The following is a 16,415-nucleotide window of genomic DNA, read 5'->3' on the forward strand; positions in this document are numbered from 1 at the left end:
TCCGTCGCCCTCCTTTGATTTTCGGTACATTCAACCTAACGTCAGCAATAAGCCGTCCTTACGGACGGCTTGATGCGTTAACGACTTACTTGTTCTTGTCTTTTCCATGACCTTTACCGCTGCCGTTATCCATGGCAGACGTATCTTCGCCTTCATTATCCTCTTCACCATCAGCAGGGATCGATTCAGATTCACCTTCCTGATTCGTATCCACGCTGCCTTCGTCACCACCGCCGCCTTCGTCAGGTTCATTTGCTGGAGGTGTTGGCTGATTGCTAATCTCCGGCTCAATGGTAGGCACCACTACGGTACCATTTTTGGCTTCAGCGTAGGTAACCACGTAGGTATCCAGGAATTGACCATCACGATATACAGATACAGCACCGTTCTCATTCGGAGCCAGTACAAGTGGAATGGTCAGTGCCTGATAGGACTTGTTAATGGTCCGGGTTCCCCATTCCTGATTCTTGCCGCGGGCATCCTCGAATGTAATTCGGATCTTGCTGTTCTTGCCCTCTTCTTTTGGCGAAACATTGATATTGAAGGAGTACTCCAATGCCTCAGGCGGATAACCCGTGCTGACGAAAATGGTGATTTTGTCACCTGGTTTCACATCGGTCCCGGCTTCCACAGGCCATTGTTGGGTTACTTTCCCCTTCTCAACCGTATAGCTTGATTCTTCCTGAACCTGCGCTAGAACAAGTCCGGCAGACTTGATCATCTCCTCAGCTTCGCTGCGGGTACGATTTTTCAGATCAGGCATTTTGACGGTCTCCGCGCCTTTGCTAACCGTTAACACAATTTCGGTCTGTTCCGGATCAAATTCTTGATCTGCCCCAGGTGTCTGGGAAATAACCATGCCTGAAGCAACGTCATTAGAATATTCATCTTTACGCTTAATCCGATCCTCACTGATTCCTAGATTCGTCAGATCCTTGACGGCATCCTCATAGGAATCACCTTCAACGCTGATCATTTTGGTTAGTTCCTTTTCGGCTCCAACCGTTAGTTGAATCTCGGAACCTTCCTTGACCACGTCACCTTCGTTTCGGCTTTGTTCAAATACGATGCCGGGATCGACACCTTCCTTATACTGCCGGATGACATCCCCGCTAACAACAAGACCTTTATCCTGCAAAATTTGACGTGCGCTTTCCTCTGTCTGATTAATTACACTTGGAACAGTGACTTCAGGCACAACAAGCATGCCTTTGACATACCATACAACACCAACCATGGCTATGAGAATTAGAACGGTCAATGAGATCAATAGCGTTGGTTTTTTCCAGTTCTTCGTTTTGGGCTTGCCCTTATTGTTGTCCTCATCAGGCTCCATGATTGGAGCTGCGCCCGTAGAAGTAATTCCTCGTGGTTCCGGTTTGATTGCAGGCATTACCCGCGTCTGATCCACATCATCCTCATCCGGAAAGTCGATCTTGGACTCATTGCGTCTTTCCGGCAGCAAACACGTTTCCAGATCATTCTGCATTTCTTTTGCTGACTGATAACGCTCCTGCGGATTTTTCCGCATGGATTTCAAAATGACATTCTCCACACTTTGCGGAATCAGCGGGTTGAATTTGCGTGGTTCATCAAATTCTTCCTGCAAATGCTTCAACGCAACGCTAATAGGACTCTCACCTAGGAACGGAAGCTGCCCAGTCAGCATTTGATAGAGTACGATACCAAGAGAATATAAGTCCGACTTTTCGCCAGTCACGATCCCCTTCGCATGCTCCGGTGAAAAGTAATGCACGGAACCGACAACGGAGCCGGTCTGTGTAATCGTCGTGGATGTCACCGCTCGGGCAATTCCGAAATCGGTAACCTTCACACGGCCATTTCGGCCAATTAATATATTATGCGGTTTAATATCCCGATGAATAATCTGGTTATGATGTGCATGATCCAGAGCGTCTGCAATTTGGGAAGCAATTCGAACAGCTTCGTCTACCTGCAGAGGGGCCCGCTCTTTGATAATCTCATTCAGGTTTTTGCCTTCCACGTACTCCATGACGATATAATGAACGTCATCTTCCTGGCCAACATCATAGATGCTGACGACATTGGGATGAGATAAGGATGCGGCAGACTGTGCTTCTCTACGGAAACGACGAATGAACTCTTCATCATGTACAAATTGCTGCCTCAATACTTTAATCGCCACATTACGGTTCAGCAGAAGGTCCTGGGCCTTGTACACAAGTGCCATGCCGCCACCGCCAACACGCTCAATGACTTCATAGCGTCCACCTAGCTGGTGCCCAATCATGACTCACACCCCGTTTCCGTCACCACGGAACCTTCCTGTTGCACTTCAAACAGCGCAACCGTGATATTATCGTCTCCGCCAGCCAGCAGTGCCAGCTGAAGCAGCCGATCCGCGCGCTCCTCAAGCGGCAATTCCTGATTGCCTGCCACCTGAACCAACTGTTCATTGCTGACCAGATTGCTAAGTCCATCGCTGCATAACAGCAGAACTTCACCTGCTTCCAGCTTGACAGCATCCAGATCGACTTTTACTTCGGCATCTGTTCCAAGGGCACGAGTCAGCACATTGCGACGCGGATGATGAGATACGTCTTCCTTGCTGATCTGACCATTTTTAAACAATTCGTTCACCAATGTATGGTCTTCCGTTAACTGGATCACTTGTTTGTTTGCAATTTTGTAAGCTCGGCTGTCCCCGATATGACCGATAACGCCTTCTGCATCGTTCAACAAGGCAGCAACCACGGTCGTCCCCATGTTGTGGTATTTGTCATCTCCGGATGCAGTACGATATATCACTTCGTTGGCATGCAAAATAGCATCGCTGAGGGCAGCGGACAAGGACGCATGTGACAACCCCGGTTCCAGTGTCCCAAGGTCATGTACCAAAGTCTCCACTGCCAGACGGCTCGCGGTATCTCCTGCGAGATGCCCGCCCATGCCATCAGCGACAATGCCCAGAATGTATCCTGTCTCCAAATTGCGGATCCAGGCTGAATCTTCATTAACCGAACGCACGCGTCCGATATGGCTCACATGAACTGTTTTGATCAAAACGTTCTCACCTCAACTCCATATGCTTTGCACGAAGCTGACCGCAAGCGGCAGCAATATCATGTCCCTGTTCACGACGAATGGTTACATTAACACCCTGCTCCGAGAGAATCTTCTGAAAATTGAAAATGTCGCTTCTCGATGTTCTTACATACTTGCGTTCAGGCACGTGATTGACTGGAATCAGGTTCACGTGGCAGAGCATGTTTTTCAGCACGCTTGCCAGTTCTGCTGCATGTTCCGGCTGATCGTTCACGCCACCGATAAGGGCATATTCAAACGTAATTCTCCGGCCCGTTTTGGCCAGGTAATAGCGAAGCGACTCCATCACATCGTCAAAAGGAAAACGACGGTTTACCGGCATCAATTTGGAACGAAGCGCATCATTCGGTGCATGAATGGAGATGGCCAGATTGATCTGTGTATCTTCATCAGCAAACTTGTAGATGTTCGGTACGATCCCGCTTGTGGATACCGTGATGTGACGCTGACCGATATTCAAACCCTTTTCGTGAATCATGATGCGCAGGAAAGTCATTGTTGCTTCATAGTTTTCAAACGGTTCACCCGAACCCATAATAACAATGCTGCTCACTCGTTCGCCGCGCTCATCCAGAATTTTCTGAGCCTGTACGACCTGGGCAACAATCTCGCCTGCGGTAAGGTTACGCTTCAATCCACCCAGCGTGGACGCGCAGAACGTACAACCGATTCGGCATCCCACCTGTGTCGTTACACAGATGCTGTTGCCATAGTTATGTTTCATAATAACCGTTTCGATCGCATGATCATCATGAAGACCAAACAGGAACTTCACCGTTCCATCCTTGGATTCAAACTTCGTAATTTCGGTAAGGGTTACGAATTCAAATTGCTCTGCAAGCTTCTCGCGCAGTGCTTTGGACAGATTCGTCATTTCACTGAAATCATTCACTCGCTTTACATAAATCCAGTCGAAAATCTGACCACCGCGAAAAGCGGGTTCCCCATTCTCAACAGCCCATTGCTGCAGCTCTTCCAGGGAATAATCATATATAAAAGGTTTCATTTTGTTGTCAACACCTATTCCTTCTTTTCTTTTCATTCTTCCTATTCTATCACAAAGACCACTTTACATCCATGTATGCCCTTCAGTCTTGCACTTCATGCATTATACCACCTCGGCGCTTATGCCGCACCCTATTACAAAGAAATCCGCCGAAGTTCCCCTCGGCGGCCATCCTTGCGTGCTATGGATTTATTCATCGGCTACACGTGTCAACCTTGCAATGAAAAAGCCGTCACTGTGTGCATACTGTGGCAAAATCTGCACACCTCCGTTCACTGCCTTCCACTTTTCCATCTGGGTTCCAGCCCAAGCAGAATCCACCGCTTGGTATTCGGGATGCCGCTTCAAAAAGTCAGCTACCATAAGTTCGTTCTCAGCCGGCTCAATGGTACAAGTACTGTACACCAGAACGCCGCCAGGCTTCAATAACGATGCAACCCGATCCAACAATTCACGCTGCAGTCCTGAGATATCTTCAATATCTTCAGGGGATTTGGTCCATTTGACATCCGGCTTACGGCGTATAACACCCAGACCGGAGCAAGGTGCATCCAAAAGAATACGGTCAAACGAAGCATGGGGATAACGTTCATCCAGATCCAGTGCATCTCCGGTAACCGCATCGATACAGCCCAGTCCCAATCGATCTGCCTGATCCATGATAAGCTGACGTTTGTGTGCATGCACGTCATTGGCAATGATTTGCCCACGGTCCTGCATTTTCTCGGCCATATGAGCCGTTTTCCCACCCGGAGCTGCGCAGCAATCCAGCACGGTTTGCCCCTCTTCAGGTGCGACCGCTTCGGCCACAAGCATGGAACTTTCGTCCTGCACAGAGAACAGTCCATCCCGGTACCAGGACGTTAGTGCCATATTCCCACCACTGCGAACAAGAATACCGTCGGGACTTAACCGGGAAGGCTCTACTACTGCACCCGTACTCTCCATCTCGCGTATGAGTTTGTCACGTGTGGTCATCGTCGTATTTACCCGCACACTCACTGCTGGCGGTTCATTATTTGCCTTGCAGATTGCTTCTGCTGTCTCTTCACCATATTGGCTGATCCAGCGTTGGACCATCCACAGCGGGTGAGAATGCTCCAGTGCAATACGCTCAGCAGCTGGCAGGTCATTCGGAATTCGAAGTTCTTCCCGATTGCGGATCATGTTGCGCAGCACGCCATTCACCATGCCCGAGATTCCCTGGTGACCCAGTTTTTTCGCCAGGTTGACGGCTTCACTTACAACAGCATGTTCCGGAATGCGATCCAGATATATCATCTGGTAGACGCTGATCCGCAGCAAACTGCGTACCCACGGCTGGAGTTTGGCTATCCCTTTGGCAACAAAACGTTCCAGAAAATAATCAAGTGTGTTCAGCCGTGCGATTGTTCCGTACACCAACTCGGTAGCCAGACCTGCATCTGCCGGACTAAGCTCAGCTTCTTTCAGACGCCGGTTGAGTTCCAGGTTGCTATATGCCCCATCCTGCTCCACTGCACTAAGCACCTTCACTGCGAGCGCGCGTGGAGAAGTTTTAGGTCTTTGGGTACGCGGAGCTCCTCCAGAGGATTGGGACCCCGCATTGTTTTTGGAACCAGTCGACTTCCCTGCATAAGGACGACGATTCGGGTTGCCGTTACCTTTATTTGTGCTATTTGCTGATCGTCCAGATGTATTCCCGCTCATCGTAACACCGTGCCCGGCTTCAGCGTGCCACCGCGAGCGAAGTCAGCAGCTTTCATCGCTTTCTTGCCTGCAGGCTGAACTTCCGTCAGCCAGAGTGAACCGTCACCCGTTCGCACTTCAATCCCCATTGCCCCCAGTTGCAGAACCGTGCCAGGCTCAGCCTGTCCATTGGTTGCAGCTTCTGAAGCACCTGACTGATTGGGGTTGGCAGCAGCCCATACTTTGAACACCTGCTCGTCCCACATCGTAAATGCACCGGAAAACGGAACAAGACCACGAATCTGATTAAAGAGTTCACGGGATGAACGAGTCCAGTCCATTTTCTCGTCTTCTCTGGTCAGATTGCGGGCATACGAAGCCTCGGCTTCGTCCTGAGGGACAGCCGTAGTCTCCCCCGCAATTAGGCGGGGCATTTCTGCCTGCAGCAGTTTGGAGCCTGCATCGCTGAGCTTCACAAACATGGTGCCAGAAGTATCCTCATCGGTGATCGGCACTTCGACACGTGAGATCATGTCTCCGGTATCCAAACCTTCTGCCATGAACATCAGTGTAACGCCTGTTACCGGCTCCCCATTGATGATGGAGCGCTGAATTGGAGCACCTCCGCGATATTTTGGCAAAAGGGAACCGTGCACATTCACACATCCTCGAACAGGCATATCCAACACAGCCTTCGGCAGAATCTGTCCAAATGCAGCCGTGACAATCAGGTCCGGCTTCCATTCAGCCAGTCTAGCCACTGACTCCGGATCACGCAGCTTTACCGGTTGAAATACAGGCAATCCGTGGCGCTCAGCCGCGGCCTTCACAGGCGTTGGCGTGAGCACTTTTTTGCGGCCCTGCGGTTTATCGGGTTGGGTCACAACACCCACCACGTTATATCCCTCAGCAATAAGCATATCCAGGGAAGGAACAGCGAATTCCGGGGTTCCCATAAAAACAATATTCAAATCCATCACTCCTTAATTACGTCGCGGTCCAGTCTGATCCGCTGCAATTTCGTACACCTTTTCAGCGATATCCGTAAAGAGTACTCCATCCAGATGATCAATTTCATGCTGGAATGCACGGGACAACAGACCGCTGCCCGTAATAATCAGTTCATTGCCTTCACGATCCAGACCTTTAACGGTAACTGTTTCGAAACGACGAACGTCGCCGTTAATCCCAGGAATACTCAGACAGCCTTCCGGTCCGAACTGTTCACCTTCACTCGCGATGATTTCAGGGTTAATCATTTTGATCAAACCTTGTTCATCCCCGGCATCAATAACAATCAGGCGTTTTAAGATGCCCACTTGCGGTGCGGCAAGACCTACACCTTCAGCGTCATACATCGTATCTGCCATATCATCCAGCAGTTTTTGTACATTGGGTGTTACTTTTGTAACTTCCTTGGCTCTTTTGTGAAGCACCTCATCCGGTTCTTTAACGATAATACGAATCGACATGTTGTAAGCACCTTCCTAACCCAAATCTCATATCGGGTATCATTCTTTTGTTTTTTTGTTGCTTTGTTTTTAATCTATGTTTATACCGCTTGTTCACATCCACATTTTGCGCAATCATTTTCATCACTTCAATGTACAAGTGTTCCTCGGAAAATGATGCTGAATGCTTACATTAACATTTGCGGGTCTACATCCAGACTAATGAGCAGTTTTTGCGCCTGAACATCATCGTCCATGCGCCGGGCCGTCTCCAGAGCGATTCCGATGGCGTCTACATCCCCCCGCCATTTTATCATACATTGGAATCGGTATCTATTCTTGATCCGTGGGATGGGTGAGGCTACAGGACCAAGCACATCAAAGGCATCGTTGCTGAAACGGTCCAGGCTTCCCAGCCAGCCGGCTGCATTTGCACGTTCTTTTAATAAACGCGTGTAATTTTCAGCCAGACGGATCAGTACAGGCAACTGCTCATGCGAAAAGGTCACCAGAATCAGGCGACAATACGGCGGGTACTGCAGATTGCGGCGATGAAGCAATTCCTCACGTACAAAAGAAACATAATCATGCCGGCTGGCATGTCCGATGGAATAGTGCTCCGGCGTATAGGATTGAACAAATACCTCGCCAGGCAATTGATGACGTCCCGCCCGACCTGCCACCTGAGTCAGCAGCTGAAACGTCTTCTCGGCAGCCCGGAAATCAGGCAAGTTCAACGCCGAGTCTGCCGTGATTACACCCACAAGGGTTACATCCGGAAAGTCCAGTCCTTTGGCAACCATCTGGGTACCCAGCAGCACATCTGCCTTTTTCTCCCTAAACTGTTTCAGCAGTTTCTCATGCGAACCTTTCTCCGTCGTTGTGTCCACATCCATGCGAATCACACGAATTCCCGGAAACAACTTCGCCAGTTCTTCCTCCACTCGCTGCGTACCTGTGCCAAAATAGCGGATATGTTCACTGCCGCATTCCGGACATACTTCAGGGGCTGCCTCCGCATATCCACAATAGTGGCACCGAAGATTGTTGGAGCGCTGGTGATACGTGAGTGAAATATCACACTCGGGACAGCCGGCCACATAACCACAGCTGCGGCACATCACAAAAGTGGAATAGCCCCGGCGGTTCAACAGCAAAACCGTCTGTTCTCCACGCTCCAAACGTTCCTCCAGTCCCTTGTGCAGAGCCCGGCTGAACATCGAACGGTTGCCATCCTTCAATTCTTCGCGCATATCAATAATTCGTACATCCGGCAAGTTATTGCCGAGCGCCCGGGTAGGCATCTCCAGCAGAAGCGGAGCAAAATCATCATTGCTCTGCGAACGTGCGGCATAATAACTTTCCAGCGATGGTGTCGCTGAACCCAAAACCACGACTGCCTGGTGCTGCTGCGCTCTTTTTACAGCTACGTCGCGGGCATGATATTTCGGCGTTTCTTCCTGTTTGTACGAGGTCTCATGCTCCTCATCCATGATAATCAGACCAAGACGATCAAATGGGGCAAAGACAGCGGAACGCGCTCCAATGGCTACCTTCACTTGGCCTTCCCGGATTTTGCGCCATTCATCATAACGCTCTCCACCCGACAGGCGGCTGTGCATGACGGCAACCTGGTCTCCGAATCGCCCTTTAAACCGCTCCACCATTTGTGGTGTAAGTGCAATCTCCGGTACAAGAACGATTGCCTGCCGATCCTGCTCAATGCACTGCTGAATCGTCTGCAGATATACCTCCGTCTTACCGCTTCCTGTTACACCATGTAACAAAAAGACGCCATGGCGCCTCTCCTGTAATCGGCCATTAATTTTGTCATACACATTCTGCTGCTCGGCTGTAAGAGCAAGTGGCTCTGTCGCACGAAACGTTCTGCCCTGGTAAGGATCGCGAAAGACCTCCACGTCCTCCGTTACAAGCAATCCTTTCTCTTCCAGTCCTTTGACTGTAGCGGCAGACACTTGAAGTGTAGCCAGCAATTCTTTCATCGGCATCGGCAGCAGCTCTTTCATTTCCAGCAAAAAAGCGAGAACTTCCTTCTGCCGCTGTGCCTTCGCCGGAAAGGATGCAAGGGCTTCTTGTGCAGCAGCAGCATCTATCGCCAGATCAACAGCTTTCATCGTCTTTTTGTTCAGCTTATCCTTGATTGCCTGGCTTTCCAGCAATACACCGCTAAGCAGAAGCTTTTTGATCAATGCTGCATGATTGGGATATTTCCGGCTCAATTGCTGTAGGGGAACCTGTCCCCGACTTTTAACAAAACGTATAATGTCCTGCTGCACTTTCTCGGATGTAGACTCCTCTCCCCACACAAAAAGGACTTCTTCATCCGACTGTGCTCCAGCATGCTGTCCATCCACTGCATCTCCAAGTGAAATATATCGCTCCGCTTTACCTTTCAGTGCAGTCGGTACCATAACCTGTAATGACAAAATGCGGTTGCTGGCATAACGTTCACTCATCCATTCCGCGAGCTGCACCAGATCTTCTGACAAGGGCGGAACGATGTCCAACAGCTCCTGAATCGGTTTCAACTTAAAGGACTCCGTACCCGTGCGCGGTACAAGATCAATTACAAACCCCTGCACGGTACGGTGTCCAAAAGGCACGCCAACCCGACTGCCAATCTCGATCCATTCACGCATCGTATCCGGCACCAGATAATCAAAAGGCCGGTCCGTCTGCTTCACCGGAACATCGACAATAACCTTGGCGATCTCCATCTTTAATTCCTCCCGGCAATGCGCTCCGCCGCAATCGCAAGCAACCGGTGAGCTATGTCTTCCTTAGACATCACCTGAAGCTCTTCCACCAACCCTTCACGGTCGTAAATATGAACCGCGTTGGTATCTGCTCCAAATCCTATACCCGGACGGGCAACGTCATTGGCTACGATCAGATCACAGTTTTTCCGTTCCAGCTTCTCCCTTGCGTACATTTCTACCGAATGGGTCTCTGCGGCAAAACCAATCAAAAATTGATGACGCTTTTGCTTGCCCAGCGTTTCAAGAATATCTATATTTTTAACAAGTTCCAGCGATAGCGTATCGCCTTTCTTTTTCATTTTCTCCTCGTACACTTCCTTGGGCCGGTAATCAGCAACTGCCGCTGCCTTAACCACGATATCCGCATGCTCCCAATGATTCGAGACCGCTTCGTACATATCCTGGGCAGACTGAACCCGAATCACTTCTACGTCCGTTGGCGGCTGAACCTGTGTGCTGCCCATAACCAGCGTAACCTTTGCTCCCAAATCACGCGCTGCCGCAGCAATGGCAAATCCCATCTTGCCCGAGGAGTCATTGGTAATATATCTCACAGGATCAATGCGCTCAATAGTACCCCCGGCCGTCACAACCACTTTCTTGCCCTTTAACAATGAGGCATGTTGATTCAAGCTCTGTTTGGCTGATTCCTGGTCTTCAAAGAACCGTTCAACTACCTCAACAATCGTCTCCGGCTCCTCCAGCCGCCCCTTGCCCACATACCCGCACGCCAGCTGTCCTTCACTCGGTTCAATCATCAGTGTTCCTCGATCGACGAGCAAACGCATATTATGCTGTACAGCAGGGTGATCATACATATGAACATTCATGGCGGGTGCAATCATGACCGGTGCAGTGGTTGCCAGCAGTGTTGTAGAGAGCATATCATCGGCCATACCGTGTGCCATTTTGGCAATGACATTGGCTGTCGCCGGGGCAACAAGGACCAGATCCGCCATATCGGCCAAATGAATATGGGATACAACCGATGGCTCGCGCTCATCAAATGTATCGCTATAAACTACATTTCGGGTCAACGTTTGCAGCGTTAATTCGGTAATAAACTGTTTAGCAGAGTCCGTCATAATGACATGAACGTCTGCCCCTTTTTGCACCAGTCTGCTGCATAATGTAGCCGCCTTGTATGCGGCTATGCCGCCTGTCACACCAAGTACGATTTTTTTACCGTTCAACATGGTTATTTCCCCCGATATATACGACGTTAAAACGATGAATAGAGAAAAAAATAACAACCTCGCGGTTGTCAAATAAGTCCGGCTTCCGCCGTATGCAGTTGAAGAGCAGCCGCAGGCGGCTTACTCTTCTTCCTCTTCGTCCTGTCCTTTGATGACAACGAGATGATCACCATAAATTTCTTCGAGTGCAACGCCAACCTGTTTATGGGATCTCGCATTTCTCAGATCCGTTTTCTCGCCTTCACGAAGCTGTCTGGCCCGGCGGGAAGCGGCAACAACAAGAGAATACTTGCTGTCAACTTTGTTCATCATTTCATCAATAGAAGGATACAGCATGTTTACAAAACACCTCTTTGCTTTAGTATAATTCCACTTGCCGCCTGACAGAATGCAACTTGTTCAGCCTGTTTATGCGAACCGGCATCATCTGACCATCTATAGTTATATGACAGCAGTTGCCTGAATTATTGCATTCTGGGACGGCCAAGAAGAATTATTTATTGATCTTACAATGTTCGGCGATAATAATGCTTTCTATTCGTTTGCACGCCAAATCAATTTCGTCATTAACGACAGCGTAATCGTACTGCTCCAGCAGGCTAATCTCATCCACTGCTACGGACATCCGGTGATCAATCGTCGCCTGACTTTCCGTACCACGTCCCTGAATGCGATCTTTAAGCTCGTCCAATGAAGGAGGCAGCAGAAATACAAAGATCCCTTCCGGGAACTTCTCTTTCACTTTTAACGCGCCTTGAACTTCAATCTCAAGAATGATGTCGCGGCCCTCGTTAATGGTTTTCTCCACAAAATCACGTGGTGTTCCGTAATAGTTACCTACATATTCTGCGTGTTCCAGCAGCTGATCCTCGGCAATCATGTTCAGGAACTCTTCATGACTTCTGAAGAAATAATTCACGCCATGCTCCTCACCAAGACGAGGCTGACGAGTCGTTGCAGACACAGAATAAATCAACTCCGGCACACGTTTGCGCAAAGCGCTGCATACTGTACCCTTCCCGACCCCAGATGGGCCGGACAACACTATCAGTAATCCCTTAGACATATTACACTCCATTTTTATTCGTCGTTGTCATCATCTTTCGAAGAAAGACGATGGGCGACCGTCTCAGGCTGAACCGCCGACAGAATGACATGATCGCTATCCGTAATAATTACGGCGCGAGTACGTCTTCCGTACGTTGCGTCAATCAGCATATGACGATCTCTTGCCTCTTGTATAATTCTCTTGATCGGCGCCGATTCCGGACTTACGATGGAAATTATCCGGTTCGCCGACACGATGTTACCGAATCCAATGTTAATGAGTTTGATTGCCATAATCAGGTTCTTCCCCCTATACATGCGACTCTTTTGCCGAAATATGGCCGTTCATTCGATATTCGCCGCCTGCTCGCGAATTTTCTCCAGCTCCGCCTTCATCTCGACAACACGGTTCACCAGAGCCAAATGGTTGGCTTTTGATCCAATCGTATTGACTTCCCGATTCATCTCTTGAATAAGAAAGTCCAACTTGCGGCCTACCGGCTCTTCACTCTTCAGCAGCTCCCTGCTCTGTCCGAAGTGGCTGAGTAGACGCGTAAGCTCCTCCTCTATGTTAGAACGATCGGCAAATACAGCAATTTCCATACCCAATTTATGCTCGTCAAAAGGGAAAGAGCCTTCCTCCTGCATTTCCGTAAGCCTTTGTCTTAACTTGTTGCGGTAATCCGTTACCACCGTAGGTGCAAGAGCAAGCATCTCGGCATGCAGTGACTCCAGACGACTCAGCCGCCGTTCCAGATCACTGGCCAGATGAAGACCCTCGCGTGCTCGCATTTGCTCCAAACTGGACAGGGCTTCTTCCAAGCTCTGTTGCAACACACGCTCCCATTCGTCCTTGTCTTCCTCAGGAATGGAACTCATCCCATCGGAATGAACCATGACATCCGGCAACGCAAGCATATCCATAATGCTAGGTTTGCCCTGCATCCCAAAGCGAGATTCCAGCTGCTCTGCCGCCTGCAGATAGGCCCTGACTGCCTGCTCATTGAGCACGGCGGGAAGAGCCTGGTCTTCATCTTTTTCTTTCATTACATAAACATCAATCCGCCCGCGCTTCAGCCGGCTCTGTACCATTTTCCTCAATCCGTCTTCATAACATGTCCACTCCTTGGGCATGCGCATCATGACTTCACAGTAACGATGGTTGACTGATTTGATCTCCAATTGTACCTTATAGCCTCCAAATTGAAAGGCGGATTGACCGTATCCGGTCATACTGAATGACATCGGCATCACATCCGTTACACTATTGTAATTGATTATTAGGGTTGAAACAAGTAGGACATTGGTGCTCGGACTTCTCCCATACATATTGGGTCAGTTCGGCAGTCATGCCATAGAACATAAACGGAGTCATTAAATAGATCCCCTTAAAGTGGGCGGTTGCCACATCCAGCAGCTCTTTGGCAATCTTCACTCCCATGGCGCGGCCTTCTTCCCCTTCGAGACCCGCCATGCGGGAACGCACTTCATCCGACAGCTGAATTCCTGGAACTTCGTTATGCAAATACTCTGCATTCCGTCCACTTGCCAGTGGCATTACGCCAACAAAAATGGGAACTTCCAGATGTTTGGTCGCTTCATGCATCGCCACGATTAACTGCGGATCATAGACAGGCTGCGTCATAATGTAATCGGCTCCGGAGGCAATCTTTTTCTCTAGGCGCTGTACTGCCTTGTCCAGATGTTTCACATTCGGGTTAAATGCTGCACCGATCACAAAACCGGCCTTCTGCTTGAGCGGTTTTCCGGAGAAAGCAACACCGTCGTTCAATTGCTTGATCATACGTATAATTTCAAAAGAAGTCAGATCGTATACGGAACTGGATCCGGGCAGATCACCAAAACGTGCCGGATCACCTGTAACGGCAAGCACATGGTTGATGCCCAAAGCGTCAAAACCCATCATGTGTGACTGGGTCCCAATCAGATTTCGGTCGCGGCAGGCAATATGTACAAGCGGACGCAAGCCTGTACGATCCTGAACGAGATGACCAAGAGCCATATTACTCATGCGGGTAACCGCCAAAGAGTTGTCAGCCAGCGTCAATGCATCCGCACCAGCTGCTTTTAGCGTTTCGGCCCCCTTCATAAATTTGGCAATATCAAGGTCACGGGGCGGATCAAGTTCAACGATAACCGTGTGGCGCTGCTTTACCAGATCCACAATCGTCGGCTGGCCGCCGCGGCCGGAACGCTCATCCACATTTTCATGCAGGACGATACGCGGTTTCGCTTCTGCAGGGTCAGGCAGGGCAATTGGTGTTGGTGCGTATTCAGTAAGAGCCTGCGCAATTGCTGCAATATGATCAGGTGTGGTACCGCAGCACCCACCGATAATACGGGCACCCAGATCAGCGAATTGTACTGCGGTCTGACCGAAATACTCCGGTGTGGCACCGTAACGGAACTGGCCATCGACATAGTCTGCCGCCCCCGCATTCGGGTAAACAGACATCGGAACTCCGATTCGTCCGGATACGGTTTCCATGGCACGCATAATTCCGTTTGGACCGGAACGGCAGTTAAAACCGATTACGTCTGCACCCTGCTCACGCATGATCCGGAAAGCTTCCGGCATCGTGTATCCGTCCAGTGTATGTCCTATATCCTCAACTGCGAACTGTCCAATCACTGGCAGATCACTCAGCTTGCGAGCCTGCAGCAGGGCGATATCCATCTCCTCGATGTCATAGAAGGTTTCAAGCAAAATGCCATCTACCCCTTCATCAAGCAGGGCAAAAATTTGTTGTTCATAGAAGCGTTTAAGTTCACTTGTTGATACGTTGGTCCGCTTGCCTCCGCGAATGGAGCCCACAGCACCCAGAACGTAACCGTTCGCACCCGCAACATCCTTGGCAATGCGTACACCTGCACGGTTGACGTCAGCTACCTTCGACTCCAGTCCGAACTTGGACAATTTATCAAAGTTGGCAGAGTACGTATTGGTCTCAAATATTTCAGTACCTGCTTCCAAATAACGACGATGTACGTCTGCCACCACTTCAGGTGAAACGAGGTTTAATTCTTCATATGAAATTCCTACCGGGAAACCCATTTGGTACAGATATGTTCCCATCGCCCCATCCCCAATGAGAACTCGTTCCTGCAAGACACTCCGCAAATCCGCCTTCATCCCTTTTCCCCCCGCCTAGCTGTGATCATTTCATACTAATGTAACACAAAAACCGATCAATAACGTAGAAAAACACAGCATTCCCATGAAATTAAGTCAAAAAAAGAGGCCCGAAGGCCTCTTGGCTTAAACTGTCATCTTATGAAGTGTATCCCTTGAAAACAACTTCGGCTGGTCCGGTCATATACACATGATTGTCAGCTTCGTTCCACTCAATGTGCAGGTCTCCGCCTTTGAGGCTAATCACTGCTGTACGATCCGTGTGTCCGTTCAGAACAGAGGATACGAGTGTTGCACAGGCACCGGTGCCACAGGCCAGTGTTGGCCCAGCCCCGCGTTCCCATACGCGCATATCCACGAATCCGCGATCGCGAACAGTGGCAAACTCAACGTTGATCTTTTTCGGGAACATCGGATGAACTTCCAGCAGCGGCCCCCAAGTCGCAAGATCGAAATTCACCGCATCATTCACGTAAATGACGGCGTGAGGGTTACCCATCGATACCGCTGTAAATTTGAACTCCTGTCCGTTCGCTTCAATGGAATGATCTACGACAGGATTGGCATCCACGGTTGTGGGAACCTGAAGCCCGTCCAAAATAGGCTCGCCCATATCCACTCGAACGCTTGCCACCTTCCCATCAAGAACATTGAGGGTTACCGGCTGTACACCCGCACCAATCGTTTCAATCGTAATTTGCTCCGATGTCACATGACCATGATCATAGACATACTTGGCTACACAGCGAATGGCATTTCCGCATTGTTCCGCTTCCGAGCCGTCGGAGTTCATAATACGCATCTGAAAATCCGCCTTTTCGGAAGGCAGTATATAAACGAGTCCATCCGCGCCAATGCCGAAGAAACGGTTGCACCATTTCACAGCCAGCTCTGCTGCATCAGCCGGAAGCTGTTTTTCTCCAAATACAACGATAAAATCGTTGCCAAGTCCGTGCATCTTTGTAAATTCCATATCCTTGCCCACTCCTTTTGGCAGTCTGCTGCCAAAGCGTTATACTTACCCTT

14 protein-coding genes are annotated in these 16,415 nt (G+C 49.6%); all 14 read right to left on the bottom strand.

Annotation, left to right across the window (positions count from 1 at the left end; translation table 11 throughout):
* Positions 1–85: 85 nt before the first annotated feature.
* Positions 86–2,272 (bottom strand): Stk1 family PASTA domain-containing Ser/Thr kinase, encoded by a 2,187-nt coding sequence (gene pknB / locus AB3N00_RS16385; protein ID WP_413035550.1) that lies wholly within the window; start codon positions 2,270–2,272, stop codon positions 86–88.
* Positions 2,269–3,045: a Stp1/IreP family PP2C-type Ser/Thr phosphatase gene (locus AB3N00_RS16390; RefSeq protein ID WP_413035551.1), complete on the bottom strand. Its 777-nt coding sequence runs from the start codon at positions 3,043–3,045 to the stop codon at positions 2,269–2,271. Before AB3N00_RS16390 ends, pknB begins: the two co-directional genes overlap by 4 nt.
* 7 nt (positions 3,046–3,052) lie before the next feature.
* Positions 3,053–4,093, bottom strand: a complete 1,041-nt coding sequence (rlmN, locus tag AB3N00_RS16395) for a 23S rRNA (adenine(2503)-C(2))-methyltransferase RlmN (RefSeq protein ID WP_175395675.1) — start codon at positions 4,091–4,093, stop codon at positions 3,053–3,055.
* A 189-nt stretch (positions 4,094–4,282) separates the two neighbouring features.
* The gene (rsmB, locus tag AB3N00_RS16400) at positions 4,283–5,782 is read right to left on the bottom strand and encodes a 16S rRNA (cytosine(967)-C(5))-methyltransferase RsmB (RefSeq protein ID WP_413035552.1); all 1,500 of its coding nucleotides are present in this window, start codon (positions 5,780–5,782) and stop codon (positions 4,283–4,285) included.
* Positions 5,779–6,738, bottom strand: coding sequence for a methionyl-tRNA formyltransferase (gene fmt, locus AB3N00_RS16405; protein ID WP_413035553.1), 960 nt, complete (start codon positions 6,736–6,738; stop codon positions 5,779–5,781). Before fmt ends, rsmB begins: the two co-directional genes overlap by 4 nt.
* Before the next feature lie 6 nt (positions 6,739–6,744).
* A complete protein-coding gene (def, locus tag AB3N00_RS16410) occupies positions 6,745–7,233 on the bottom strand; it encodes a peptide deformylase (protein WP_095290270.1) in 489 nt (162 codons plus the stop codon).
* A gap of 167 nt (positions 7,234–7,400) precedes the next feature.
* Positions 7,401–9,950 (bottom strand): primosomal protein N', encoded by a 2,550-nt coding sequence (gene priA, locus AB3N00_RS16415; protein WP_413035554.1) that lies wholly within the window; start codon positions 9,948–9,950, stop codon positions 7,401–7,403.
* Positions 9,951–9,952: 2 nt separating this feature from the next.
* The gene (gene coaBC, locus AB3N00_RS16420) at positions 9,953–11,188 is read right to left on the bottom strand and encodes a bifunctional phosphopantothenoylcysteine decarboxylase/phosphopantothenate--cysteine ligase CoaBC (protein WP_413035555.1); all 1,236 of its coding nucleotides are present in this window, start codon (positions 11,186–11,188) and stop codon (positions 9,953–9,955) included.
* A gap of 120 nt (positions 11,189–11,308) precedes the next feature.
* Positions 11,309–11,524, bottom strand: coding sequence for a DNA-directed RNA polymerase subunit omega (gene rpoZ, locus AB3N00_RS16425; protein WP_095290265.1), 216 nt, complete (start codon positions 11,522–11,524; stop codon positions 11,309–11,311).
* A 157-nt stretch (positions 11,525–11,681) separates the two neighbouring features.
* Complete coding sequence (gmk, locus tag AB3N00_RS16430) at positions 11,682–12,254, bottom strand: guanylate kinase (protein ID WP_090901057.1); 573 nt, start codon at positions 12,252–12,254, stop codon at positions 11,682–11,684.
* Positions 12,255–12,268: 14 nt separating this feature from the next.
* Positions 12,269–12,529 carry an extracellular matrix/biofilm regulator RemA gene (gene remA, locus AB3N00_RS16435; RefSeq protein WP_006209218.1) on the bottom strand — a complete coding sequence of 87 codons (261 nt, stop codon included), beginning with the start codon at positions 12,527–12,529 and terminating at the stop codon, positions 12,269–12,271.
* Between the two features lie 51 nt (positions 12,530–12,580).
* Complete coding sequence (locus tag AB3N00_RS16440; protein WP_413035556.1) at positions 12,581–13,480, bottom strand: YicC/YloC family endoribonuclease; 900 nt, start codon at positions 13,478–13,480, stop codon at positions 12,581–12,583.
* 19 nt (positions 13,481–13,499) lie between these two features.
* Complete coding sequence (locus AB3N00_RS16445) at positions 13,500–15,389, bottom strand: bifunctional homocysteine S-methyltransferase/methylenetetrahydrofolate reductase (protein ID WP_413035557.1); 1,890 nt, start codon at positions 15,387–15,389, stop codon at positions 13,500–13,502.
* Positions 15,390–15,528: 139 nt separating this feature from the next.
* Positions 15,529–16,362, bottom strand: coding sequence for a diaminopimelate epimerase (dapF, locus tag AB3N00_RS16450; protein ID WP_413035558.1), 834 nt, complete (start codon positions 16,360–16,362; stop codon positions 15,529–15,531).
* Positions 16,363–16,415: the final 53 nt, after the last annotated feature.

The sequence above is a fragment of the Paenibacillus xylanilyticus genome (assembly GCF_047246825.1).
GTDB lineage: Bacteria > Bacillota > Bacilli > Paenibacillales > Paenibacillaceae > Paenibacillus > Paenibacillus xylanilyticus_B.